Here is a 24,044-nt window from a genome sequence, read left to right as displayed (position 1 = left end):
TTACGATTGAGGTAAAGGCGATTTTGAGCGGGGTTCGCGTTCTGAAATATGAGTGGCGGGTTCCGTAACAAAGGGGCCGCCTTCCATTGGGGCAGGGGCGGTAAAAGGGCCGTCGGGAATTTCGCTCGATAAACCTTCCAGAGGAAAATCTTTGCGCAAAGGAAAGTAAGGATAACCCTCCCACATTAAGATGCGACGCAAATCGGGATGACCTGTAAATTGAATTCCCATCATGTCATAAATTTCGCGTTCATGCCAATTGGCTGTTGCATAAACGGAAGTTAATGTGGGTAATTGAATGTCTTCTTCGCTTACGACAGTTTTTATTCGAAGGTAATAACCATTTTTATAGGAATAAAATTCGTAAACGATTTCATAGCGAGGTTCTTGGCCGAAGTTGTCAATACTCGAAATATCGACTAAATAATCAAAGCCGTGTTGCATTTTTAATTGCGTAGCTAAATCTGCGATCCGATTTTTGTCGGTAAGAATCAATGTGGTTTCTCCACGAAATTCGGGCAATAACGTAAGACAATCAGAAAATTGAGTGCTTAAAGTTTCTAAAACATTTTTTAAGGTCATGGATTTTAAATCAGCTATTTTTTCTGAGCGAGAAAAGAACGTTCCGATCCGATTTTGTTTTGTAAACGCATGAGCCCGTCCAATAATGCCTCAGGTCGCGGTGGACAACCTGAAATATAAACATCCACAGGCAATAAACGGTCGATGCCTTGCAAGACGGCATAACTGCGATACATGCCGCCCGAAGAAGCGCAAGCGCCCATAGCGATGACCCATTTGGGGTTAGGCATTTGATCGTAAATCCGTTTAACCGCAAGCGCCATTTTATAGGTTACCGTGCCAGCGACGACCAAAAGATCAGATTGGCGGGGCGAAAATCGCATGACTTCCGCGCCAAATCGAGAAATGTCAAATCGGGAAGAAGCCGCAGCCATTAATTCAATCGCGCAACAAGCCAAACCCATCGGCATCGGCCAAAGAGAATTTTTATGGATCCAGTTAATTGCCGCATCCAATGTGGTTATGACGACATTGCCTTCTATTTTGGAATTGTAGCCGATGACCTGATTTTCTCTATTGTGAACCATGCTATCAACGTATCGCGTCAGCTTTGGCTTGCAAGTGGATTTTATTCGCGATTTCGCGATTTTTCTTTTTTCTTTTTAAGTTTCAATTTTTCTTCATCAATGCGGAGACGCAATGCCTCGGGCTCAGCCATTTGATAAGTTTCAGGGCTGATAAAGGGCGCACGAGCTTTTTCTTCCTGGTTAGCTTCGGCGAGATCTTGTCCATCTTGGATGACGGTGGGTTGGATAAGGATAATTAGCTCGGAACGAACATTTTCTTTTCGGGTTTCGCGAAAAAGCGCTCCCAGCACAGGAATTTTGCTCAACAATGGAATACCTGTTGTATCTCGTCTTGCTTCTTCGCGGATTAAACCACCCAAAACGATTACCGATTTGTTAGAAACAGTAACAGAAGTGTTCAGTTCCTGCTTGGCAATAGTTGGCACTTGAATGCCCGCGACGTTAGCAGAGCCACTGCGAACGTTGTTAATTTGAGCAATTTGAAGGGTTACCTCTTTTTCGGAATTAATTAATGGAATGACTTCAAGTTTCAATGCGACATCTTTGAATTGAATGGACGCATTTAATGCTTGGTTATTCGTGGAGTCTACCAAAGAGCCAACCGTGGCGGTAGGAACGGGCACTTCTTCACCTGAGAGAATTGTCGCTTTTTTATTATTTGAAGTGAAAATGAAAGGACGTTGAATAACCTTAAAACGACCTGTGCCCTGTAAAGCTTTCACATAAGCATTTAAACTTGAGCCAATGGCCGCATACACATTAAGACCGGCTAAAGCAGAAAATGCGCCATTATTTACTAGGCTCAAAGGGTTCGCAATAGAAGATAAAGGACGTTCAAGAGTGGGCACCGTTCGATCTAATGAACTTGCCGCTAAGCCACCACTTTCTTTTCCGAATGATTCAAATTTTTGTAAAATATCGAAGCCGAGTTCCATAGTATCGTTCAAAGCAAGTTGACCAATCACCGTGGCTAAATAAACCTGCAAAGGTCGACGATCCAATTTTTCTACGACGCTTTGGATTTTGTCGAGGCTTCCGGGAGGTCCTAGCACGAGCAAAGTGTTTTGGCGATTGTCAGCGATGATTCGGGTTTTACCCACAGTGATAGCTTCTGGCGCTTGATTTTCTGTGGGGGCGGATAGGCGGTCGCTGAGATTGAGGCTGCCCTCTCCGGAAGAGCCGATGGATGTGGGATTTTGCTGTTGTCGATCGGGTGTATTACGATTGCCTGCGCTGGTAGTTTGAGTGGCATTTTGTTTTTCGTCTTCTTTCAAAAGATCTTGCAAAATAGGGAGGAGTTCTGAGGCGGAAATATATTTCAGTTGCAGTTCAAGAGGATCGGCTAGCTCTGTTGCGCTATCAAATTCTTCAATAAGGTTTTTGATATAAGCAAAGTTGGAAACTTTCGTGATGACGAGGATTCGATTGGTTCGAGGATCGGGAACAAGCTTTGCGTCGCCATCTGTTAATGTGGGATTTTTTTCGGATTGAGCTTTTTGATCAAAAAGCGCTTCTACAACAGCAGGTGTGCCAGCAGTGGGCGCGCCAGGTTGAGCGGCTCCCGTTTTACGAGTTTCTAATAATTTTGTGATGGCTTCGGCCACTGTCGTTGCATCCGTGCGTGTTAATGTGACGAATTTAGAAACCATTTTTGTGGGCGGAACATCAATCAATTCCTTCATAGCAATGAGTTGGCGGATCACAGCAGAGCTTTCTGTAATAATAACGGCTTGTGCATTAGGGACGGGCACATAAACGCCATAGGCATGGGGAGGGATGGCTTGTTGAAAAATGGGCACGACTTCTGCCGGAGTTAAATGATCAAGAGGCATGAAATAACTGACAACTTTTTCGCCTAAAGGAAGATCATTGGCATTGGCATAAATCGGAGCTCCTTCATTGCGCGGTTGTTTGCCCGCTAAGTTTAATATTTTAATACTGTTATCAGGCGCAGGAACAATCGCGTAATTATTGAGTAGCATGGCTGATTCGATCAATCGAATGGCTTCGCTTTTTGGAATTTGATTGGCCATAATGCTGAAATTAAGGCCAGCAAGATTAGGATCTTTAATAACGCGTTTACCGGTAAGCTGCTCGTAAATCGCAATGATATCTTGAATGGGATTATTGGGATATTGCAAATCGACTAGGGGTTCGTTAATAGGAAAATCGGGTATGGTCGATTCGCCTTGATCTAAAGCAGGAATTTCTTCCGCGTTAGGAAAAAGATTCGTTTCTGTGGCCGGCTGAGTTTCTGCCGAATTGGTTTCTGCGTTGGTGTTGGTTTGGGCCTTTAGCGAAACGGCTAGGGACAGAAAAAAAATAAAAGCAATTTGTTTCATAATTAATTATTCCTCTTTTTGTCTTTCCTGAGCTTCTTTCGTTTTAAGATTTTCGTCTGAACCATCAGGCGATTCTCCTGGAATTGGGAATCGTTTGCGAATAAATTTTTTAGGATCGACCGGATTCATGGATGGAATGACATTGGGTGTTGTGTTGGTCATGTTAGGAGGCATATTGAGCATGTTAAGTGGACGATTAGTCATCATGGGCGGTGGTTTTGGCATATTGTTTAAGGCGGTTGGATCAAATTTAATAATCGAAGTTTCGGCTCCTTTTTTTAACGTTGCGCTAACCTTGGTAGGATCATCATCTCGCTGAATTGAGACGAGAGAAATGCCTTTGTGATTCAAGGTCTCGGACACTAGAAAGCGATCTGAAGTTTTTTTGTCGAGCAACATCACATAATTATTCGTGCCAACCACTGAGGTGCCAACCAAAGAGAGATCGGTAGCAAACCCCTTTTGTAATTCGGGAACAACCGATTCCAGGGTGAAAGGGGAACGTTTCCAGATGCTTTCATAACGTTTGACTTCAAACCCCTGAGGAATGGCGGATTCTGATAAAGTGGCGTGAGTCGAAATGAAAATAAAAATACCGATCAAAAATAGAAAACTTAATTTCACACTTTCGATGAAATTTGTTCTGATAAATGGTGAATTCGATTTATGGCGCATAACGACGAGATAATTGAAGTTCGCAACGGACTTTCGTAGTGTCAGAATCACTGCGAAGATTGAAACTGGAAATGGCTTGGAAATTGGTTGGTTGCTGGAGTTTTACGAGCCAGTCGACTAAATTTTGTAAAGTCCCCACAACTTTCAGACGAACAGTGGCCTCTTTATAATAAGCGGTGGGAGTGATGCCGATGAGTTGTTGTTCTTGAATTTCCAGATTTTTTTCACGCGCACTGGAAACGATTTGAGTTAATAATTTAGTGTCTTCCTGGGCCGCAGCTATGGGTTGATTTTTGTCGAGCCATTGCTGTCGCGTTTGCCAGAGCTCTTTTTCCTTTAACCAAAGTTGAGCATCTTTTTGTTCTGCTTGGGCCTGAGCCAATGCGATGTGTGAACCTTTTTGTTTTTTGAAAAGGAAAGACAGTAGGAGTCCATTGGCCACGATCACAAGAGCGAGGGAGGCCACGGCGATTAATTTTTGTTCATTGGGGTTGAGTGGGCGCATTGAAAGAATTTCCAGTAATTTGAAATTGAGCAGTATCATTTGGCAAAATGGCTGGAGTCGGCATTTGCCATTGATAAGCGAGTAGTTGATCGTTCTTGTTTAATTTTTCAAAGAAATCTGAAGCGGCTGCTACACTGGTAGCTTCTCCTCGCAAGACGACTCCGGATTCATTGACTTCGAATAAGGTAAAGCGCACGCCTTCTTGTGGTAAAAGTCGCGCACATTGATATAAGACTTCCGCCGCGTAATGATCGGGTTGCAGTGCAGTTCCTAATGCATTCCAACGAGTAGCTGTTTCTTTTAGCGATTGCACTAAAGAAGCATCTTTTTTGACTTCGCGATGAATCAAATAGACGCGACCATAAAAAAAGAGTAATTGCAAAATCCATAATCCTAAAAAAAGCCCGTAACCTGCCAGCGCCATTTTGAGAATTTTTTGATTTCTCTCTTCTTTAGCATGAAGTGTTTGAATTTCTCGAACGGTATGCGGGGTTAGGGAAAAAAACTGCTTGGGAAGACAAGGGGTCGGCATTTCCTCAGCTTTCGGTGTGATATGAAACGTATTTTGAATCTTTTGAATTTCGTCGTTGGAGAAATTGCCCCACAATGTGACACCGTGCATTTCTGATATGATCTGTTGCGACTCCAGTTCTAAATAAAGACAAAGCATTTCTTGAATGGTCGCAGCATTAATTTCCGAAGCGCTCAGGGTTTGGAAGTGAACCAGTTCATCATTGCGAGTGATGGCAATCACAAGTTGCCCGATCTCTCGCCAGAGAGTTAGCTGATTATTTTCCAAAGGATAAAAACGTGCGGAAACATCGTAAGTTTCTGCGATATTTTGAAGGTAAACTTCTGGCAGTTGGCTGGGTAAAATAGCCACGAGCGTTAACGATTTTCCTGCTTCCGTAGCGATGACTCGATAATCAAAAATGGTTTCTTCGCGTGATCGAGTTACTAAACCACGACGTTCGAGTTGGGTGAAAATCAAATCGGGTAATAAAGTTTTATCTTCGGTGCTCAGCCAAAGTGAAAAACAGAAAACTTGTCTTACAGGAAAACCTAAAATGATTTTTTCTGCTTTTTCTTGTTTGACGAAGTTGCTCAGTTCAGCGAGGTTTTGTTTTAAAACAGGAAGATGATTGGGAAGAACTTCCCAAAGTGTCCAGCCTTCTACCGCTGGTAAAAGCAAAATTTTACTCTCTGCTTTTTTTGATGTTTTTTGTCGCTTCATACTGCCTGAGTCGCTCTTGGTTTTATCAGTAACTAATATTCCTGCCACTCTAAAAATTGGCGAGGACCATCCGAAGTGCGCCATACCACTTCGATCGATCGCAAATAGTCGCCTACGTAACCTTTACTCATGATGCGTTTTGTGGAGCCGCGCGCGGTAAGGCGATCGGCCACCGTTTTACGCAGAATTTCTGGCACTCCCATAATGATACAAGCCTGTTTGCCATCTTTGATTTCCACGTCATCCAAAGTGTTAAGTTTGCGGTCGGCACCACTTCGAAATTTGATAAGAGTGTTAGCTTGGGTTGCGGAAACTTCACACACGATCCGTAGCAGTTCCTCGGAAGCTTCGTTGACGTCCAACTTGCCAGCACCCCAGATCGTAAAGTAAGAAGCCCAATCGGGTTTTGCTTTTGCAACTAAATCCATGCCTTTAACTAATTCCATTTCAGAAATAGAGAGAAAACTTCGATTGGGTGGATAGCTGTCGTAGCCTAATTCTTCATAATAATCTTTTTCCGCTCCGTTTATTTGGCGCAAGTCATCTTTATCAACCCAATCTTTTAAGCAATCGATAACAGCGACACTTTCTTTATCGCTCAATCCCCAGTTTTCAAAAAGTCGCTGAAGAATGCCGCTGTCATTTTTTTCTTTGAGTAAACGATTGATGTTGAGTTTGCTTTCTTCTGTGCTTACTTGAACTTCAAATCTCTCTAAAAATCCTACTTTCTGTCTTAAAAGCGGGTCATTGCGTCGAATTTGAGGATGCATCGCAAAGGCTAATCCGCTTTCGGCAAGTTGTCGGGCACGAAAATCTTTGCTGCGCACTGAGCCTTCGTTAAGATCCAGTTTTACAAATTCCACAACGCCCAAAATCGCAACCGACATGGTAACAATAGCCCAAATCACTAGCAATAAAGCGATGCCTCGTTGAGATGAGTTCTGTTTCAATAATTTCATATCGCGACTTGTCGTTTTACAGATGGCACCCAAAAGACAGCGCGAATGGGAGTTTCCTCACCGGCGGGTGTCACACTTAATTCTACTAAGCTTGGACGCAGGTCGCGATAGGTCCATTCATTAATCCATTGACTAGTTGGCGCGTAGAAAAAGCGCCAGGCAATTTCTGAAAGATCGCGAATTAAGATAAGGCTTTGTTGTTCGGGTTTTTCATTAGGATTGACGCTAAGTTTGGATTTCTGCGTTTTTTCTCGAATTAAAACTAAAGAAAAAAGTCCGCCGGGTTGAGGTTGGATAGAAAGGATGCTATTGCCATACACACTTTTATTTCCCCAGGCAAAGGCGCGCGGCGCATCGACAAATAGGAGTTCGAGTTGACCTTCTTGTGAGCGACGTGTTTCAAAAAAAGCGTTACCGGGAAGGCTGCGAAAATTTTCGTTGCACAACTCAATTAAGCCCATGATTTGCTGACGATGAGCTTGGGTTTCGGCCAAATTTGCGCTGGCTTGCAAAGCAGCGCGAGTAATAGCAAAAACCGCGCTTGTAATCAAAGCTAGGATCAGAAGAGCTGCCATGATTTCAACCAGGGTAAAAGCCCGATCGCCCGCGTGCTTGGCTATTTTTATTTTTTTATTGTAGCGCATAGATTTCGGCAAAAGCTTCCTGTTCTTGTTCGTTATCTTTCCAGCGCGCACGCACGGTAAGACGATAAAAACCGCTCAAGAGAAGATCCTTTTCATTGCGAACTTGCATGGTTTGCACTTCAGTTTCGTAAACGATGCCTCGGGCATCGGGTGGATCGGTAATTTTAGCGACTTGTAAGGGTTTAGCTTTAAGCTCAGCCAGTTTACTTTCCAGACCTAAGCGCACCTCAGCTTCTCGTTGTAAGGCGATGGCAGAATCGATCGTTTTATTGATAGTGTTAGCTAATCCCAATGCGGCAAAAGCAAAGACAGTCACCGCAACCATAACCTCGAAAAGCATAAATCCCTTTTCTTTTTGAGGCGTTATTATTTTGGAGTGAGCGAAAGGTTTCATTAAGGAAAATAGTAAGATTCATTTTGCGTGTTGGCGGTGAGAGGGTTGAACTCCATTTCATACCAAGCATTGTCTTTACTGAAACGAATTCGGATCGGCTCGCATAAACCGGTGGGTTGAAATATCCACTCAAATTTTTCCGTTTTGCTCCATTTTACTTCTTCCCAGGAGCGAATTTGGCAAAGGATTTCTTTAGATAGTTGATAGCTTTCTGTGATACCTTGATGAGGATCCCCTTTTTTAGGGGGTGTTAAAGGGCTAATGGTGAAAGTATTTTTTGCAAAAATGATGTGGTAAGGTTGTTGTTCGGTGAGAGCCTGAGTTCTTGCGGTTTTAGCAAATAGAGAGATTTTTCTGGCGGTGCCTCGCACTTGTTCTTGCAATAATAAATTACTGGCGGTGGGAAGCACTGCGGCGAAAATAAGTGAAGCAAGGAAAAGAACGACAAGGATTTCGATGAGGGTGAACCCTTGTGAATTTTTCGACTTAGATAAACATGAAATTGATTTTAACAAATTTATTTCCAATTTCCGATATCGTCCGAGGGATCTTCGGGATTAGGGCCTTGGGAGTAGAGATCAAAACTAGAAGGATTTTTTGCGCCAGGATAGCGATATTGATAGAGCCTGCCCCAAGGATCCATGGGGACTTCTTGAAGCAACTGTTGCCATCGGCGCGGCACAGGTTCGGCAGTTGGCCGCGTGACTAAAGCTTGAAGTCCTTGTTGTGAGGTGGGATAAAATAAATTAAGCATTTCGTAAGTTTTTAGCTGTGTGCTAATCGTGGTAATATCTGCATCAGCTCGTTGCAATTTAGCGGCCTCGACGTTTCCCACAATTTTATTAATTGCTAATCCCGCGAGAACAGCGATGATGCCCATAACCACCATAATTTCCACGAGAGTGAAAGCGGCTTGATGAGCGAATCGGTTGATAGAATGAATTTTCATAAAAGTTATCGAGTCAATTGAGGATTAATCTGAAAAGACGGTGGGGTTGGCTCCGTCGTTGGCGCTTGGATGGGTTGTGTTGTTGTTTGCATCGTTGTGGGATTAGACGTCGCGACTTTATATTTTATTTGTAAAATTGTGTTTTTTATTGCTAGCGGCTGTGAAATTTTTAATGGTGAATTAGCCCAGCGCACCAATTGCAGTTGATTTGCGCCGACGATTAATTGATCGGGAGGAAAGAAAAAACTGCCTTTTCGCCAACCAATATAAGTTAAATCTCCAGCCTCATCGCGTTGATAGCCAGGATCGGCCAAGTCTGGAACTTGAGTTGCCATTTCGCCCAAATAACGGCGATTAAGCCAAACTCCTATTTTTTCTTCCGGAGCGAGTCCAGCGATTTGAGTTTCGAGGCGAGCAATGTCAGCAGGAGATTGAATTTCGAAATCTAATGCAGCCCCTTCTTCGATTCGCTCCGCTTTTTCGACGAGCATCGCGTTAATAATGGAACTTCGCCAGAAATCGCCGGTTGCGCCTGTTTCAAACTGATAAACTTCAGCATCACTATAAGAACGTCCAAAGCCGTCTACATAAGCCACGCCCAAAGACAAATCATGACTCATGGGAATGGTCTGGCTTTTAACCCATTCCCAATGAATGCGTCGGATATTCATTGTGGATTCGGTGGTTTGAAAAACCAATTTTCCAGGGCCAGAAAGTGTGGAACGTCGGACTAGCAACATTTTTTGGTTGGGCATGCCAATGTTGTCATAAAGATTGGGTGCCAGCATCTCGGTATTGTTATTGAGGCCCTCCCAAAATACGCGTAAAAAACCGCCTGATCCTTCATTAAAAAAAATCGTGATCGCTAAATCGGTATCGGCATTAGCCTGAGGACGAATTCCAAAACTTTGCGATGTCAGATAACGTGGCGATTTAGGTTCCTTCACCACACTAAGCCAACGAGGAATATTACGATCCCCTCGATAAGGAAAATCTAAGGTATAACTTTTTGCATAACGATCGGCGTGCGCAAAACTTGCCAGACTTGCACCAAGTAAAAGTAACCCCATTACCTTAAATTTCATGTCAAAATCATTATCAAAATCAAGTTCGAGTGTAAATGAGTAAAAGGCTTATCAAAATAGTCCACACTTAGACATTTATCGTCCGCCACGCATTCCGGAAACCGCATCAAAAATGCCTGTGATCATTGACACGGCTACTGCGCCAACTACCAACGCGAGCACGATGATAATGACCGGAGGAATGATGGCTGCAATGCGTTCAGTATTTTTTTTGAGTTCTTTATCGTAGCGCGATCCCACTTTATTCAATGCCACACCTAAATCTCCCGTTTGTTCGCCCACCACGATCATATCAATCATCATGGGCGGGAAATGTCCTACCTTTCGCATCGCGCGAGACAAGCTCCCACCTTCGCCTACGATTTCGATAATATTTCCCAATAAATTATTCAAAAAAACATTGGGCGTGGCGTCGCGCATGAGACGCAATCCATTCAAAAGCGGGATGCCGTTGCTAACCATAGTTGCCAGGGTTTGAGAAAATTGCGTGTAAAATTTGGCACGCAACACATCGCCGATGACAGGAGTTTTCAAACGAAACTCGTCCCACCATCGTTTCCCGGCGGGTTTTTGAATTGTTTGCCAAAATGCCAGTCCTAGCAAAAAAACTAGCGCCCCAATAGCCCACCAATAATGAGCGAGAAAATCGCTTGTGCTAATGAGTAGCTGAGTAGTTAAAGGCAGTTTTTTTTGTGTTCTTTGAAAAAGTGAAGTGAGTTGTGGAACTAAAAAAGTCATGAAAACAAAAAGCAAACCTACACCTGCCACAAAAATAAATGCCGGATAAATTAAAGATTGTGCTACGCGTCCTTGCAATTCTTGCATAGCGATGAGATGCATGTGTTCACGCCGTAAAATTTGCGGCAGCGCGCCGCTCAACTCGCCGGCTTGTGCTAAGTTGCAATAAAGATCGTCAAAACTTTTGCTCGAAGCACGCAATGCTTTGGAAAAGCTAATGCCCTCGCGCAACTGTTGACGCAAAGCAATCGTCAAATCTTTTAAGGAAGATAATTCGTCGCGTTGTTCCATGATCCGAAGCGCTGGCTCTAATTGCAAGCCGGCATCCAACAAATCACTTAACTCTTCTGTGAAAGTAATAATTTGAGAGCGTTTTAATTTCAGCGAACCCAAAGGAACCGTTTTTGCATCGGCTGCTGACAGAGAAACCGCGCCACTTTTTAAAGTCAAAGAAAGAGGTTGAAGCTGTTCTTTATCGAGTTGGCGATAAGCTTCGGTTTTGGTGGCGGCCACTAATTCGCCCGTGCGCGTTTTGCCGCTTTTATCCAGAGCGCGATAGGTAAAGGTGTTCATTCACAAAAATTTTTACTCATCCTGAGCTTCGACATCCGCTGTTGTGACTCGCAATACTTCTTCAATGGTGGTTTTGCCATGAATCACTTTTTTCCAACCTGCCGCGCGCAACGTTTGCATGCCTTCTTGCAAGGCGGTTTCCACCAATTCCGAAGTAGGACGTCGTCCCACTACGAGATCCTGCATGCGAGTGGACATCGTGCAAACCTCCATAATAGCAGTGCGCCCCACATAACCGGTGTTATGACAATGTTCGCAACCCGCAGCTTTTCGAATTTTTGAAACATGCTCTTTAGGGAAACCAATTTGATGCAAATAATTTTCATCATAATCGCCAGAAGTTCGACACATCGGACAAAGTACGCGCACGAGACGTTGTGCAATAAACGCGCGCACTGACGAGGCAACGAGAAAAGGTTCGATGCCCATATCAATGAGACGCGTGATGGCCCCAATCGCGTCGTTGGTGTGCAAAGTGCTTAAAACCAGGTGACCCGTGAGCGCTGCACGAATCGCAATTTCTGCCGTTTCCAAATCGCGCATTTCTCCCACCATCACCACATTCGGATCGCCACGAAGGATACTGCGCAGTCCGCGAGCAAAAGTGAGATCGATTTCCGGTTTTACCGCAATTTGAATGACGCCCGGAATTTTATGTTCTACCGGATCTTCGATAGTAACAATACGACGATCTGTCGTATTCAAACTCGAGAGGAATGTATAGAGCGTTGTCGATTTACCCGCGCCAGTTGGCCCTGTTACGAGAATAATGCCATTTGGCAATTTTAGAAGACTTTTTACTTTTGTTTCATCTTCTTCTTCTAAACCTAAGCCTTGAAAATCAAAATGCATCTGTCCCAACAAACGCAGGCTTACCGATTCTCCTGTAACAGATGGAATTGTCGCGACGCGCACGTCGATCGGTTTGCCTTCCAACTCTAAATTAATGCGACCGTCCTGCGGCATGCGTCGTTCGGCAATATCTAAATGAGCCATAATTTTTAATCGAGAAATTACCGATGCTTGCAAAAGTTTAATCTGGGGCGGAACTGGCACATCATGTAAAACGCCGTCAATACGATAACGAATACGAAGATCATCTTCTAAAGGCTCAACATGAATATCCGTAGCGCGTTGCTCTAATGCTTCGCGCATAATTTGGTTTACAAATTTGACCACAGACGCCTCGGGATCTTCCGCATCCAACACGTTGGTTTCCTGTTTTAAATTATCCAGCGCATCATCATTAATGCGGCCTTCTAACAATTGCTCAAACACATCGGCGCCAATCCCGTAGCCTTGACGAAGCGCTTGTTGAATTAATTTGCGCGGCGCAATGGACCAATTCACTTTTTCAGGCACGGCTTGATTGACGGCTTGTCGCGCAATAAAATTAAACGGATCAAAAGTGAGAATGGAAAGCGTGTTGTCATGCGATTCCACGGGCAATACTTGATGTCGCAACGCAATGCGAGCTGGCACTTTTTCGCGCAACGGTGCCGCGATGGCTGTTACCGGAGTTTGCCAGTAAGTTAATCCCAACCACTCGCAAATCGCTTGAAGAAATTTGTTTTCCTCCACCAAGTTTTCATCCAAAACTGCTCCCACCAAAGAACGCTGTTGTTCTGCGGCAAGCTTTAATGCTTTTTCGCATTCTTCCGTGCTCCGGCAATTGGCTTGTTGCGCCAACGTCAGCAACTCATTGACAAGAGGCATAAAAGTAAGATGTCGCTTAATTAACAAAACTTCAAGCTTTAGCGGAAATCGTTTGATTTAAAATCGTTGAAATTATTCCATCCAGTGAGGGTTCTTGGCTTTGAAGAATGGAAGTGTAACTCAGTTGTTGGAGTTTTTGGGTTGTGATAGGGCCGATGCTGATGGCTTGCCAAGGTTTGGGAAGTTTGAGTTTGAGTTGATGCCAATGTTCCACGGTTGAGGCGCTAGTAAATACGATGCAGTCGACACCTTCGGTTTCTAAACGCGGACGGGTTTGAAAAATGTCGCGCATTTCTAATTCGGTGCGATAGGCTTCCACTTGATTAACTTGAGCGCTGTGTTGAGTGAGATTATTTTGAAGTTCGGGCGAGGCGCGATTGCCTTGTATGAGAAGAATTTTTTTGTCGCGAAGATCGAGTTGGGTCAATGCATGGCTTAAGCTTTGCGAAGTGGATTGTGGCGCGATGAGATCGGCTTGCAAATGATAGTATTGAGCTAAAATTTTGGCTGATTCTTTTCCTACCACAGCAATTTTCAGAGGAGCTAATTGTCGAATATCTAAAGAAAGTTTTTGAAATTGTTGAAAGAAAGTTTCGATGCCATTGAGGCTGGTAAAAACTAGCCAATCATAATGCGTGCATGTAGTGGCGGCGTTTTGTAGGGGTTCGGAGTCAATAAGAGGAGTGATTTTGATTAGGGGCAATTCCAAAACGTCGGCGCCAAGTAGGCGTAGTTTTTGGGCTAATTCTCCGGCTTGAGTTCGTGCGCGGGTGATAAGGATTTTTTTTCCGAAAAGGGGCTTTTTTTCAAACCAGTTTAATGTTTCTCTGAGGTTCACGACATCGCCCAGGATAATGACGGCAGGAGCGGTGAGTTGTTGGGCTTCGACTTGATCAGCGAGTTTTTTTAAAGTTGCACAAACGGTTTTTTGGCGACCAAGCGTGCCCCATTGGATCACGGCGGAAGGGGTTTTAGGATTAGCGCCTGCTTCCATAAGTTTATTGGTGATTTCTCGCAATTTGCCAACGCCCATCAAAAGAATGCGAGTGCCTGTGAAGTTAGCGATTAGGGAGTAATCCAAAAGGGTTTCTCCTTTTTTGGGATCGACATGACCAGTTGCGACAAGAAATGAAGAGCAGTAATCGCGATGGGTGATGGGAATGCCTGCGTAAGCGGGCACAGCGTTAATGGAAGAAACGCCGGGAACGACTTCAAACGGAACTTGCGCTTGGATGAGTTCTGTTGCTTCTTCTCCGCCGCGCCCAAAGATATAGGGATCACCACCCTTTAAGCGTGCAACGATTTTTCCCGCTTTGGCTTTTTCGATCAGAAGTTGATTGGTTTCTTCTTGTTTCAGTGTTGGATTTCCGGAAAGTTTTCCAGCAAAAATAAGTTCTGCATCGGGTTTTGACCAACGTAGTAAGGAAGGATGACAAAGGTAGTCGTAAACAATGACGTCTGCTTTTTGTAAAATAGCTTGGCCGCGAAGGGTTAGTAATTCGGGGTCGCCCGGACCAGCACCAATGAGATAGCAGTAACCAGGAGTCGCAATTTGAAATTTGAAATTTGAAATTTGAAATTTCACTTAAGCAGCCCATTTGATCAGGCGCAGTTCATGTTTTTGCACCAGGAGCGGATGATAAGGCAGGACGCGAATGTTGTAACGGTATTGTCCGCTTTCTTTGGCTTCGATCACTCCTTCATAACGGTTATCGCCTTGGTGCATCATAGCAAAAACGTAGGTATGATAACCGTCGATGGATTCCACATAAGCTTCCACTATTACGTTGTCGTGAGTTAGTGGACCGAGTTCCACTTTGGCGCTGAGAGTGAAATTTTCGCCAACTGTGAAGTTTTGAACGGGCGAGGGAGTGGAAAGTTTGATTTGTGTAATTTTAATTTGCGGCCAGGCATTTCGTATTTGCGCTTTCCATTCAGCTAAAGCTTTGGCGCCTTCGTAATGATTGGCTTCAAAAGCAACTCCTTTTTGATGAGAAGGAACATAGTAAAGGTTGGTGTAATCCTGGACTTGTCGGAATGTGCTATAGGTGGGAGTGATAGTGGCGATGGAATTTTTCATCAATTGTAACCATGTTTTGGGAATATCATTTTGACGCTGGTAATAAAGCGGCGCGATTTCGTGTTCGAGCAAGGCGTATAACGCTTCGACGTCGGAATCGTTTTGCACTTCGGGATCGTGCGTGTGGAGGGGTTCGCCAATGGCCCAGCCGTTCACGTAACGTTGCCAGGCTTCGGCCCACCAACCGTCGAGAACGCTGCAATTAACGACGCCGTTGGGCGCCACTTTTTCGCCGCTTGTTCCACTGGCTTCTAAAGGAGGAACAGGATTGTTTAACCAAACATCGACACCGTGGTAGATGTGGCGCGCGACGTTGATGTCGTAATTTTCTAAAAATACAATGCGACCGCGAAACTCGGGGCGATTAGCAATTTGATAAATGGCTTGGATCAAACGTTTGCCTCCGTCATCAGCGGGATGCGCTTTGCCGGCAAAAACAAATTGAATGGGATAATCGGGGTGATTAACGAGGCGCGCTAAACGTTCTGTGTCACGGAAAAGAAGGGTAGCGCGTTTGTAAGTGGCAAATCGACGTGCAAAACCTATGGTGAGACGGTTCGGATCGAGGAACGTGGAAACTTCGCGAACAGAACGCGCATTTTCTTGAATTCGAATTTTTTGGTTGCGTATATTTTTACGCGCAAATTCGACGAATCGTTGTTTAAGTTGCAAGTGGGTTTTCCAAAGCGTTTCATCAGGAATTTGATAAATCGGATTCCAAATTTCAGGATTGGAGAGGTTGCATTCCCAGCAATCGCCCAGTTGTTTTTGGATCAACTCTTTTAATTCGTGCGCAATCCAGGTTTGAGTATGAATGCCATTGGTGATATGGCCAATAGGGATTTCATTCACAGGTACGCCAAACCAAACATTTTGCCACATTTCTCGGGAAACGCCGCCATGAATTTTGCTCACGCCATTGCAGAATCGCGAAAGGCGCAGGGCGAGAATGGTCATGCTGAAAGGTTGGTGCGATTCCGCTAACCAAGGACGACCGAATTTTAAAAATTCTTCAAAATCAATTTTCAAATCTCGCGCATAATCGGCAAAGTAAATCTGCATGAGTTGCGGGGAAAAAGCATCATTCCCTGCTGGAACTGGAGTGTGGGTGGTAAAGAGGGTGCTAGCGGCTACGGTTTGAAGCGCGGTATAAAAATCTATTTGATCATCGAGCATGCGTTGGCGGATGCGTTCGAGTGCCAAAAAAGCGGCATGACCTTCGTTCATATGAAAGACGGTAGGACGAAGTCCCATTGCTTTTAAAAAACGTCTGCCGCCGATGCCGAGAACGATTTCTTGTTGGATTCGCATTTCATGGTCACCGCCATAAAGTTGATTGGTGATTTTGCGATCCGCATCAGTATTTTCTGGGAGATCAGTGTCGAGGAAGAAAACGCGCACATTCCCAATCGTCGCTTGCCATGCGCCGATTTGCACTTGGCGACCTGGCAAGTCTACGGTTACGCGTGTTGGTTTTCCTTCTGCGTCGGTAGCTTCCACAACAGGAAGATCGTGAAAATCCAAATTTTTATAAAACGCTTCTTGCCAACCCTCTTTATTAAGTTGCTGAACGAAGTAACCCTGACGATACATCAGTCCTACGCCAACGAGCGGCACTCCTAAATCCGAAGCGGATTTGCAATGGTCGCCAGCGAGGATGCCTAGACCGCCAGAATAGTTTTGTAAGGACTCATGGAAACCGAATTCTGCTGAAAAATAAGCCACCAAAAAATCTTTTTGCTCTGGATAAGTTTGCGTAAACCAGCGGTCTTGACGCGCTAAGTAATTTTGCAATCGTTCCGAAACAGCATTGAGTTGTTGCAAGTAACCCTCGTCCTTGGCAAATCGCAATAATTTATTTTGCTTAATTTTTCGTAATAATGTAGCGGGGCTATGACCAGAATTTTTCCAAAGTTCCGGATCTAATTCTTCGAATAGCGCGCGTGCATCGGTATTCCAAGACCACCACATATTGTAAGCAAGTTGGCGAAGAGGCTCGAGCTTTTCGGGAAGTTTGGGATTAACAGAAAAAGAAAACGGTAAATTCATAAAACAAAAAACTAAAAATTAATATAAACGATTAAGTGCACGTTTAACGCCATCAAATAAATAATCAATTTCTTCTTTTGAAATAATCAAGGGCGGTGCAATGGCTACTAAATTGCGAATACCGCGGACAATGACCCCTTCTTCACGTGCCAATGCGGCAACTTTAACCCCTAAATTGGCAGTTGGCGAAAGAGCAGCTTTGCCTTCTTTAGGGATGATTTCCAAGGCTGCGATGAGACCGTAACCTCGCGCTTCGCCAATGGCTTTATGCTCTGTGAATTCCGATAAACGTTTTTGGAAATAAGGGCCCGTTTCTTGTTCGACGCGTGGGATAATTTTTTCTTTATCTAATACATCTAAATTGGCTAAAGCCGCCGCGCAGGAAGTGGTGTGACCGCTATAAGTATAACCATGAGCGAAGTAGCCGTTGCGATAAATGAGGTTAATGATTTCATCGCTTACCAGTGTGGCTCCTAAGGGCAAATAACCGCTCGTGATGCCTTTGGCCATGGTGATCATGTCAGGATCCAAATTCCAAATTTTGCTAAGAAACCAGCAGCCCATGCGACCGAAAGCGGTAATAACTTCATCCGCAATAAAAAGAATATCATATTTGCGGCATAATTCTCGCAACCCTTTTAAATAACCAGGTGGAGGCACAATAACTCCGCCCGCGCCTTGAATAGGCTCTGCAAAACAAGCGGCAATCGTTTCAGGATTTTCTTTAAGGATAATTTTTTCCGTTTCCTCCAGACACCATTGGCCATATGCTTCGGGATCAAGTGGCGTGTTGGCGAGGTAATGATAGGGGCCTGGCGCATGAATGAAACCTGCCAAAGGTAAACCGAAAGGGTCTAAACAAGAGGCAAGGCCTGTCATGCTAGTGGTCGCGAGAGTGACGCCATGATAAGCAAAAGTGCGTGTGAGAATTTTTGTTTTCTTCGGGTGTCCGCGCAAACGTTGATAATTTAAAATAATTTTTAAAGCAGTTTCATTAGCTTCTGATCCCGATTCAGAAAAGATCGTGTGTTTTAAGCGAGGGGTAGGGGCCAGTTGAGCAATGCGATTGGCTAATTGAATGGCTGATTCGGTTGCGGTATTAAAAAAGGAAGGATAATAAGCCAGTTTTTGCATTTGCTGGTTTACCGCTTCAATAATTTCTTTACAGCCGTAGCCGACGTTGACGCACCATAGCCCTGCGAGCCCGTCTAAGAGACGATGATTATTTTGATCGATCAAAAAACAACCTTCACCGGATTGGATGAGATGAGTGCCCATTTGGTGCATAGGCAAATGATCGGTAAAGGGATGAATGTAATTTGACTGATCGAGTTTTTGGAGTTCAACAATGTTTAAGGACATAAAAGTAATGAAGCAAACTTTTGCGAAATTGCCAGCTTAGCATTTTTAACTGTATCAAATTAAGGGGACAATATCTTGGAGAGGACGACTGGCTTCAAAGGCTCTCACATTATTAATAAAATGTTTAACTAATCGCTCCTCTTCGTTGGAATGACCGCCTCCGGTGTGAGGAGTGATAAAAAGGTTCGGAGTTTGCCACAGGGGATGATTAGGCGGCAAGGGTTCGGGTTCTGTGACATCAATAAAAGCTGCGTTCAAATGGTCGCTTTTTAATGTGTGCACCAGCGCTTCTTGATCTACTGTGGGGCCGCGTCCGATATTGTAAAAACGCGCGCCTTTTTTCATTTGCGAAAAACGGTCTGCATTCATGAAATGGTAGGTGGATGCGCTATCGGGTAATGCGTTGATTACATGATCGGCTTGTTTCAAAGCAAAAGGTAAATTTTCTAAAGTGGTAAAGGTAACGAATGGATAAGTCATAGCATTTCGTTTAAAAGCTATGAATTTAACGTGAAGCGGTGTTAATAGTTCAACGAGACGTTTGGGAATGGCGCCGAATCCTAAAAAAAGAACGCTTTGTCCATTTAGTAAATGAGAGTTAGCGCGAATTTGGTGAAACGGCCAACCATGTGCGCTGCGTTGATTTTCGTGAGCTGTGGGTAATTGTCGAGTGAGGGAAAGCATCATGGCCAGAACGTGCTGTGCGCAAGGTTCTGAGTAAACGTGAGAGCTGTTGGTAAAAAGAATATGATTATCTCGTAAAAAATTTTTAAAAGTTGGGTTATCGTAACGTGTGTAACTTGCGGTGCTGAGATGAATCCATTGCAACTGAGTCGTTTTTAGGACGGCATCGGGATCAGGTTGGCCAAAAAGAATTTGCGCTTGATAAAAATTAGCGTCTGCCGGTGTGGCCTCCACTACGGTTGCTGCGTGATGTTGTGAAAGCAATAGCTGATGTTCGCCAAGCGATTGAGTTAAGAGTCGAGTCGCTTCATCCTTCAGAGTTGCGTTACACCAAATTGTGAGCGGTGTCATAAAGTTAAGGATTTACTTTTTTGCGATCTTGCAAAGCGCGTTTAAGGGTTAAACTATCAGCCAAATCGAGTGAACTGCCTAAAGGCAGACCATGCGCGGGTTGAGTAATAGTGATAGAGTGATCGCGAAGTTGTTCGAGCAAATATAGTGCGGTCATTTCTCCTTCGACATCGGTGCCTAAGGCTAAGATAATTTCTTGCGGTGACGTTTTTTTTAAGCGTTGAAATAACGTGTCGAAATGCAAGGTTTCTGGCCCTCTTCCTTCAATAGGGGAAAGTTTTCCGCCCAAACAATGATAAAGGCCGCGATAAATATTGGATCGTTCGATAGGTAAAATATCATGAGGCGTTTCAACGATACATAATAATGTCGTATCGCGTTGAGGGTCGCGACAGATTTCGCATAAATCATGTTCTTCCGAAAAAAAGCCGCATTGTTTGCAAGGTTTTATTTTTTGACGCGCCGATATTAAATTTTCTGCCAAAGTTTCTGGCCAAGTTTGCGAGGTTTGCAACAAAGTCAACGCCATGCGTTCTGCGCTTTTCGTGCCGATTCCCGGTAAATGTCGCAATGCATGGATTAACTGTTTTAAAGTTGGCGGTAGGTCGATCACGTGAAGGAAGAGGTGAGAAACAGAAGTTTTTTTCTTTCTGTGTCCTCTATGGCTAATGTTTAAAATCCTGGCAAACCAAGTCCTGCAGTTAAGGATGACATACGTTGAGCGGCATGATCTTTTCCTTTTTTAATGGCCGAATTGGCCGCAGTCAGAATAAGATCTTCCAAAATTTCGGGATCATTTTGCGATAACACATCGGGCGACACTTTAATTTCCAGAAGCTGTCCTTCGCCATTGGCTTTGGCTTTTACTGCGCCCCCGCCGCTATCGGCTTCGAAATGTTGGGCGGCGATTTCTTCCTGAATTTTTTGCATTTTATCCTGCATATCGCGGGCTTGTTTCATCATTTTGGCGATGTTCATGATGTTTTTCCTTTCTTGATTTCTATAATTCGAGCGCCGAACCGTTCGAGCGCTTCTTTTATGAGAGCATCATTTTTAAATTCTTCTTCAGTTAAAATTTGAGGTTGAGGTTCGGGAGATAAAATTTTTTGAGGCGCAGGCGAAGTTGGGCGCAGAGCGGGCACACTTTCTTTTAATTCTACAACAATGGTTTTATTAGTGAGTTCGTTGAGACGCGCTTGCAAATGTTGATCTTGTTTGGAACCTTTTAATAAACTTAAAGTAGAAGCTGGTGCTTCAATCAGCAATTGATCTTGAGAAGAGGTAATGGACAAGCTGTTTCGCACTAAGGGTGTTAACTCTTGAGCAACCTGTTTCCAGGCTTCCTCTAAAGAGATTGCTTGAGGAGTGGTAGAAGCTGAGTTCGTAGTAAGCGGTAAATGGGATTCAGGCAAAGCAGAGAAATTATTGTTTTTGAGTTGGGCAATCAAATGATCGATTTCAATTTCGCTAGGAATTTCACACGCAGAGGCAATCGCCACTTCTAGCTGAATTTTGGGAGTGAGCGCATAACGAAGTTTAGGTTCCAGATTGGATAAAAATTCAACAAGCCGCAACAATTTGGCGGATGAAAGTAGTTTTTTCTGCTTTTCAAAAACTTTCTTTTGTTCGTCGTTTAACTCTTTTTCATTGAGTGTCGGGGCGCGTTGATAAATGAGCAAAGAACGTAAATGCGAAACGCAATCGTTTAAAATACGTGTGAGATCTTTGCCTTGTTGTTCGAGTTCTGCAATCAAACGCCAAGCGGGTTCCGCCTCGCCTTTTAAAAGATTTTCTGCTAATGCGATAACTGCACTTTGTGGTGGAAGGCCGAAAACCTCCAATACGTCAGACTCTTTGATGGTTTTGCCGCAAAAGGCGATGAGTTGATCTAAAGCGGATTGGGCATCGCGCATGCCACCTTCCGCAAATCGGGCTAGGGCATCTAAGGCAGCTGGTTCGGCTTGGATTTTTTCTTGTTCACAAATCCATTGTAAGTGGTGAGCAATGAGTTCAGAAGGGATGCGACGAAGATCGAACCGTTGACAACGCGAAAGAATCGTGGGCAACACTTTTTGCACTTCGGTTGTGGCAAATATAAATTTTACGTGTTCTGGAGGTTCTTCCAGCGTTTTGAGTAGCGCGTTGAAGGCTGCAGCAGTCAGCATGTGCACTTCATCAATGATATAAATTTTGTAACGACTGTTCTGCGGCAAATATCGCACATCATCGCGCAATTCTCGCACTTGTTCTACGCCATTATTGCTGGCACCGTCAATTTCTCGCACATCTAAACTTCGGCCTTCAGCAATTTCTCGGCAGTGGGAGTCGTTAGGATCAAAATCGATTTTAGGTCCGTCAGCGCAATTTAGAGCCATTGCCATAATGCGAGCGGTAGAGGTTTTGCCTGTTCCGCGTGGTCCGACAAAGAGGTAGGCATGCGCAATGCGTTTGAGTTGAATGGCATTTTTCAGCGCGCGAACGATATGATCTTGACCTAAAATTTGGTCAAACGTTTGCGGACGATATTTTCGCGCTAAAACAAGATAGTTGGAAGAGGTCACAGCCACGGAGTTAACGTAGATTAAGTGAGAAAAAGGGCAAAGAAAAATTGGTAAAAGGGTGGAATAAAATTTATCAAGCGTTTAAACGCGTCTCTCTTTACGAGTTTCGATTTTTGGCATAGGATGCTTGGAGTCATGAAAAAAGCAGTTTATTTATATGATACGACTTTGCGCGATGGCACGCAGGGCGAGGGTATCAATTTCTCGGTAGCCGATAAATTGGCGATTGCCGAACGTTTGGATTTGTTTGGCATGGATTATATCGAGGGCGGTTGGCCGGGATCAAACGAAAAGGATATTGAGTTTTTTAAGGTGGCGCAAAATCATCGTTGGCATCACGCCAAGATTGCTGCTTTTGGTAGCACGCGTCGTGTTAAAACGCCTGTGGAAAATGATGAGCAAGTCAAACTTTTGTTAGATGCGAACACGCCGGTTGTGACTATTTTTGGAAAATCGTGGTTGTTGCATGTGGAAGAAATTTTAAAAACCACGCCTGAAGAAAATTTAGCTATGATTGAGGACACTGTCCGTTTTTTGAAAGCAGCGGGTCGGGAAGTGATTTATGATGCGGAACATTTTTTTGACGGTTACAAAGATCGATCAGATTATGCTTTGGCTTGTTTAAAGGCTGCGGAACGAGGCGGTGCGGATTTTCTTGTTTTATGTGATACAAATGGAGGCTCTTTACCATCGGAAGTAGCCAGAATGACGCGTGAGGTGAAAACGCAATTAAAAACCCGTGTGGGCATTCATACCCATAATGATAGTGATTTGGGAGTGGCCAATGCTTTAGCGGCCATTGAAGAGGGCGCTGAGCAGGTGCAGGGCACGATGAATGGCTATGGAGAGCGCACCGGAAATTGTAATTTAACCAGTGTGATTCCCAACTTGAAATTGAAATTAAATAAGGACGTAGTCAGTGACGAAAATTTAGCGCGTTTGCGAGAGTTATCATTATTTGTGGATGATATTGCTAATCAGCATCACAATATCCGAGCGCCATTTGTGGGTGAGACTTCTTTTGCGCACAAAGGTGGCATGCACGTGAATGCGGTCAATAAAGTGGCGCGTTCGTTTGAACATATTGAACCCGGTCGTGTGGGTAATCATCAACGCATTTTGGTGGGTGAGTTGTCGGGACGCACTAATATTTTCATGAAAGCGCGTGAAATGGGAATCACGTTGGAAGAAAAAGCGTCTGAAACCAAAGCGATTTTGCAACAGATTAAAGCGCTTGAAGCGCGTGGCTATGAATTTGAATCGGCCGATGCTTCGTTCGAGTTGTTGGTGCGCAAAGCGATCCAACATCATCAACCCTGGTTTGAATTGGAAGAGTATCATGTCTCCATTCGCAAAAGTCCTTTACACCATTATGAAGTGGCTGAGGCGACTGTGAAATTAAAGATCAAAGGGCAGCAATGTTATACCGTAGCGGAAGGTGACGGGCCGGTGAACGCTTTGGACAATGCGTTGCGTGCGGCTTTGGTTAAGTTTTATCCTTCAATCCAAGAGATTCAGCTTCAAGATTATAAAGTTCGTATTATCGATTCCAATCAAGGCACTGAGGCGCGAACTCGGGTGCTGATTCGCAGCAGCGCTAGTGAAAAAGAGTGGGCCACTTTGGGTGTTTCCGAGAATTTGGTGGAAGCATCTTGGCAGGCTTTGGTGGATAGTGTGGAATATTTTTTATTGAAATATTCTCAAGAAACTTCACATTAACCTGTTTTTAGGAAAAGTTATGCCGCAAGAAATTATTACTTTAGAATGCACGGAAGCGAAAAAAGAGGGAAAACCTGTTTCGCGCTATCAAAGCAAACGCAATAAAAAGACGACAACCGAAAGGATTGAAAAGAAAAAATATAATCCTTTTTTGCGTCGTCGCACCGTTCATCGCGAAATTAAATAAAGCACAAAATCAGTTGCTTCTCGCGCTGACACGAACTAGATTATGGCCATGAGTCGTATTCTAAAAATCGCGACATTACCGGTTTTAGGCTTGGGTTTGGTTTTAGGTTACCAGAGTGTTAGCGGTAA

Annotated in this window: 23 protein-coding genes; 2 read left to right on the top strand and 21 right to left on the bottom strand. The window is 44.1% G+C overall.

The features are described 5' to 3' along the window. From K1X66_08005 to dnaX, 21 genes are all read right to left on the bottom strand, one after another. Entirely contained in the window at positions 1–582 is a 582-nt protein-coding gene (locus K1X66_08005; protein MBX7158312.1) for an NADH-quinone oxidoreductase subunit C, read from the bottom strand. Positions 583–596: 14 nt separating this feature from the next. Beyond that, positions 597–1,109: an NADH-quinone oxidoreductase subunit NuoB gene (gene nuoB / locus K1X66_08000; protein ID MBX7158311.1), complete on the bottom strand. Its 513-nt coding sequence runs from the start codon at positions 1,107–1,109 to the stop codon at positions 597–599. Positions 1,110–1,150: 41 nt separating this feature from the next. Beyond that, complete coding sequence (locus K1X66_07995; protein ID MBX7158310.1) at positions 1,151–3,451, bottom strand: hypothetical protein; 2,301 nt, start codon at positions 3,449–3,451, stop codon at positions 1,151–1,153. A gap of 6 nt (positions 3,452–3,457) precedes the next feature. Then, the gene (locus K1X66_07990; protein ID MBX7158309.1) at positions 3,458–4,075 is read right to left on the bottom strand and encodes a hypothetical protein; all 618 of its coding nucleotides are present in this window, start codon (positions 4,073–4,075) and stop codon (positions 3,458–3,460) included. A 40-nt stretch (positions 4,076–4,115) separates the two neighbouring features. Further along, the gene (locus K1X66_07985) at positions 4,116–4,631 is read right to left on the bottom strand and encodes a hypothetical protein (protein MBX7158308.1); all 516 of its coding nucleotides are present in this window, start codon (positions 4,629–4,631) and stop codon (positions 4,116–4,118) included. Further along, positions 4,609–5,865, bottom strand: coding sequence for a hypothetical protein (locus K1X66_07980; protein ID MBX7158307.1), 1,257 nt, complete (start codon positions 5,863–5,865; stop codon positions 4,609–4,611). The genes K1X66_07985 and K1X66_07980 overlap by 23 nt, the downstream gene beginning before the upstream one ends. A gap of 32 nt (positions 5,866–5,897) precedes the next feature. Beyond that, complete coding sequence (locus K1X66_07975) at positions 5,898–6,824, bottom strand: general secretion pathway protein GspK (GenBank protein ID MBX7158306.1); 927 nt, start codon at positions 6,822–6,824, stop codon at positions 5,898–5,900. After that, entirely contained in the window at positions 6,821–7,468 is a 648-nt protein-coding gene (locus tag K1X66_07970; GenBank protein MBX7158305.1) for a type II secretion system GspH family protein, read from the bottom strand. The genes K1X66_07975 and K1X66_07970 overlap by 4 nt, the downstream gene beginning before the upstream one ends. Continuing rightward, the gene (locus K1X66_07965) at positions 7,455–7,808 is read right to left on the bottom strand and encodes a hypothetical protein (GenBank protein MBX7158304.1); all 354 of its coding nucleotides are present in this window, start codon (positions 7,806–7,808) and stop codon (positions 7,455–7,457) included. Before K1X66_07965 ends, K1X66_07970 begins: the two co-directional genes overlap by 14 nt. A gap of 53 nt (positions 7,809–7,861) precedes the next feature. Then, complete coding sequence (locus K1X66_07960; protein MBX7158303.1) at positions 7,862–8,377, bottom strand: prepilin-type N-terminal cleavage/methylation domain-containing protein; 516 nt, start codon at positions 8,375–8,377, stop codon at positions 7,862–7,864. A 2-nt stretch (positions 8,378–8,379) separates the two neighbouring features. Continuing rightward, positions 8,380–8,811 (bottom strand): type II secretion system major pseudopilin GspG, encoded by a 432-nt coding sequence (gene gspG / locus K1X66_07955; GenBank protein MBX7158302.1) that lies wholly within the window; start codon positions 8,809–8,811, stop codon positions 8,380–8,382. A gap of 5 nt (positions 8,812–8,816) precedes the next feature. Beyond that, positions 8,817–9,896, bottom strand: coding sequence for a hypothetical protein (locus tag K1X66_07950; GenBank protein MBX7158301.1), 1,080 nt, complete (start codon positions 9,894–9,896; stop codon positions 8,817–8,819). Positions 9,897–9,971: 75 nt separating this feature from the next. Next, complete coding sequence (locus K1X66_07945; protein ID MBX7158300.1) at positions 9,972–11,207, bottom strand: type II secretion system F family protein; 1,236 nt, start codon at positions 11,205–11,207, stop codon at positions 9,972–9,974. 12 nt (positions 11,208–11,219) lie between these two features. Further along, the gene (locus K1X66_07940) at positions 11,220–12,923 is read right to left on the bottom strand and encodes a GspE/PulE family protein (GenBank protein ID MBX7158299.1); all 1,704 of its coding nucleotides are present in this window, start codon (positions 12,921–12,923) and stop codon (positions 11,220–11,222) included. A 31-nt stretch (positions 12,924–12,954) separates the two neighbouring features. Further along, complete coding sequence (gene cobA / locus K1X66_07935; GenBank protein MBX7158298.1) at positions 12,955–14,508, bottom strand: uroporphyrinogen-III C-methyltransferase; 1,554 nt, start codon at positions 14,506–14,508, stop codon at positions 12,955–12,957. Beyond that, the gene (gene glgP, locus K1X66_07930; protein MBX7158297.1) at positions 14,509–17,052 is read right to left on the bottom strand and encodes an alpha-glucan family phosphorylase; all 2,544 of its coding nucleotides are present in this window, start codon (positions 17,050–17,052) and stop codon (positions 14,509–14,511) included. A gap of 18 nt (positions 17,053–17,070) precedes the next feature. Continuing rightward, the gene (locus K1X66_07925; GenBank protein MBX7158296.1) at positions 17,071–18,414 is read right to left on the bottom strand and encodes an aspartate aminotransferase family protein; all 1,344 of its coding nucleotides are present in this window, start codon (positions 18,412–18,414) and stop codon (positions 17,071–17,073) included. A 54-nt stretch (positions 18,415–18,468) separates the two neighbouring features. Continuing rightward, complete coding sequence (locus K1X66_07920; GenBank protein ID MBX7158295.1) at positions 18,469–19,449, bottom strand: D-2-hydroxyacid dehydrogenase; 981 nt, start codon at positions 19,447–19,449, stop codon at positions 18,469–18,471. 4 nt (positions 19,450–19,453) lie between these two features. Further along, positions 19,454–20,059 (bottom strand): recombination mediator RecR, encoded by a 606-nt coding sequence (recR, locus tag K1X66_07915; protein ID MBX7158294.1) that lies wholly within the window; start codon positions 20,057–20,059, stop codon positions 19,454–19,456. Positions 20,060–20,121: 62 nt separating this feature from the next. Then, positions 20,122–20,427 carry a YbaB/EbfC family nucleoid-associated protein gene (locus K1X66_07910; protein ID MBX7158293.1) on the bottom strand — a complete coding sequence of 102 codons (306 nt, stop codon included), beginning with the start codon at positions 20,425–20,427 and terminating at the stop codon, positions 20,122–20,124. Continuing rightward, positions 20,424–22,016, bottom strand: coding sequence for a DNA polymerase III subunit gamma/tau (dnaX, locus tag K1X66_07905; protein ID MBX7158292.1), 1,593 nt, complete (start codon positions 22,014–22,016; stop codon positions 20,424–20,426). The genes K1X66_07910 and dnaX overlap by 4 nt, the downstream gene beginning before the upstream one ends. Before the next feature lie 129 nt (positions 22,017–22,145). On the opposite strand from dnaX, the gene cimA reads away from it, so the two are divergent. Then, complete coding sequence (gene cimA, locus K1X66_07900; protein ID MBX7158291.1) at positions 22,146–23,729, top strand: citramalate synthase; 1,584 nt, start codon at positions 22,146–22,148, stop codon at positions 23,727–23,729. 19 nt (positions 23,730–23,748) lie between these two features. Continuing rightward, entirely contained in the window at positions 23,749–23,916 is a 168-nt protein-coding gene (gene rpmG, locus K1X66_07895; GenBank protein MBX7158290.1) for a 50S ribosomal protein L33, read from the top strand. Positions 23,917–24,044 lie beyond the last annotated feature (128 nt).

The sequence above is a fragment of the Verrucomicrobiia bacterium genome (genome assembly GCA_019694135.1).
GTDB lineage: Bacteria > Verrucomicrobiota > Verrucomicrobiia > JADLBR01 > JAIBCM01 > JAIBCM01.
The sequence above is the reverse complement of the archived record's forward strand: the minus strand, read 5'-3'. Positions and strand labels throughout refer to the sequence as shown.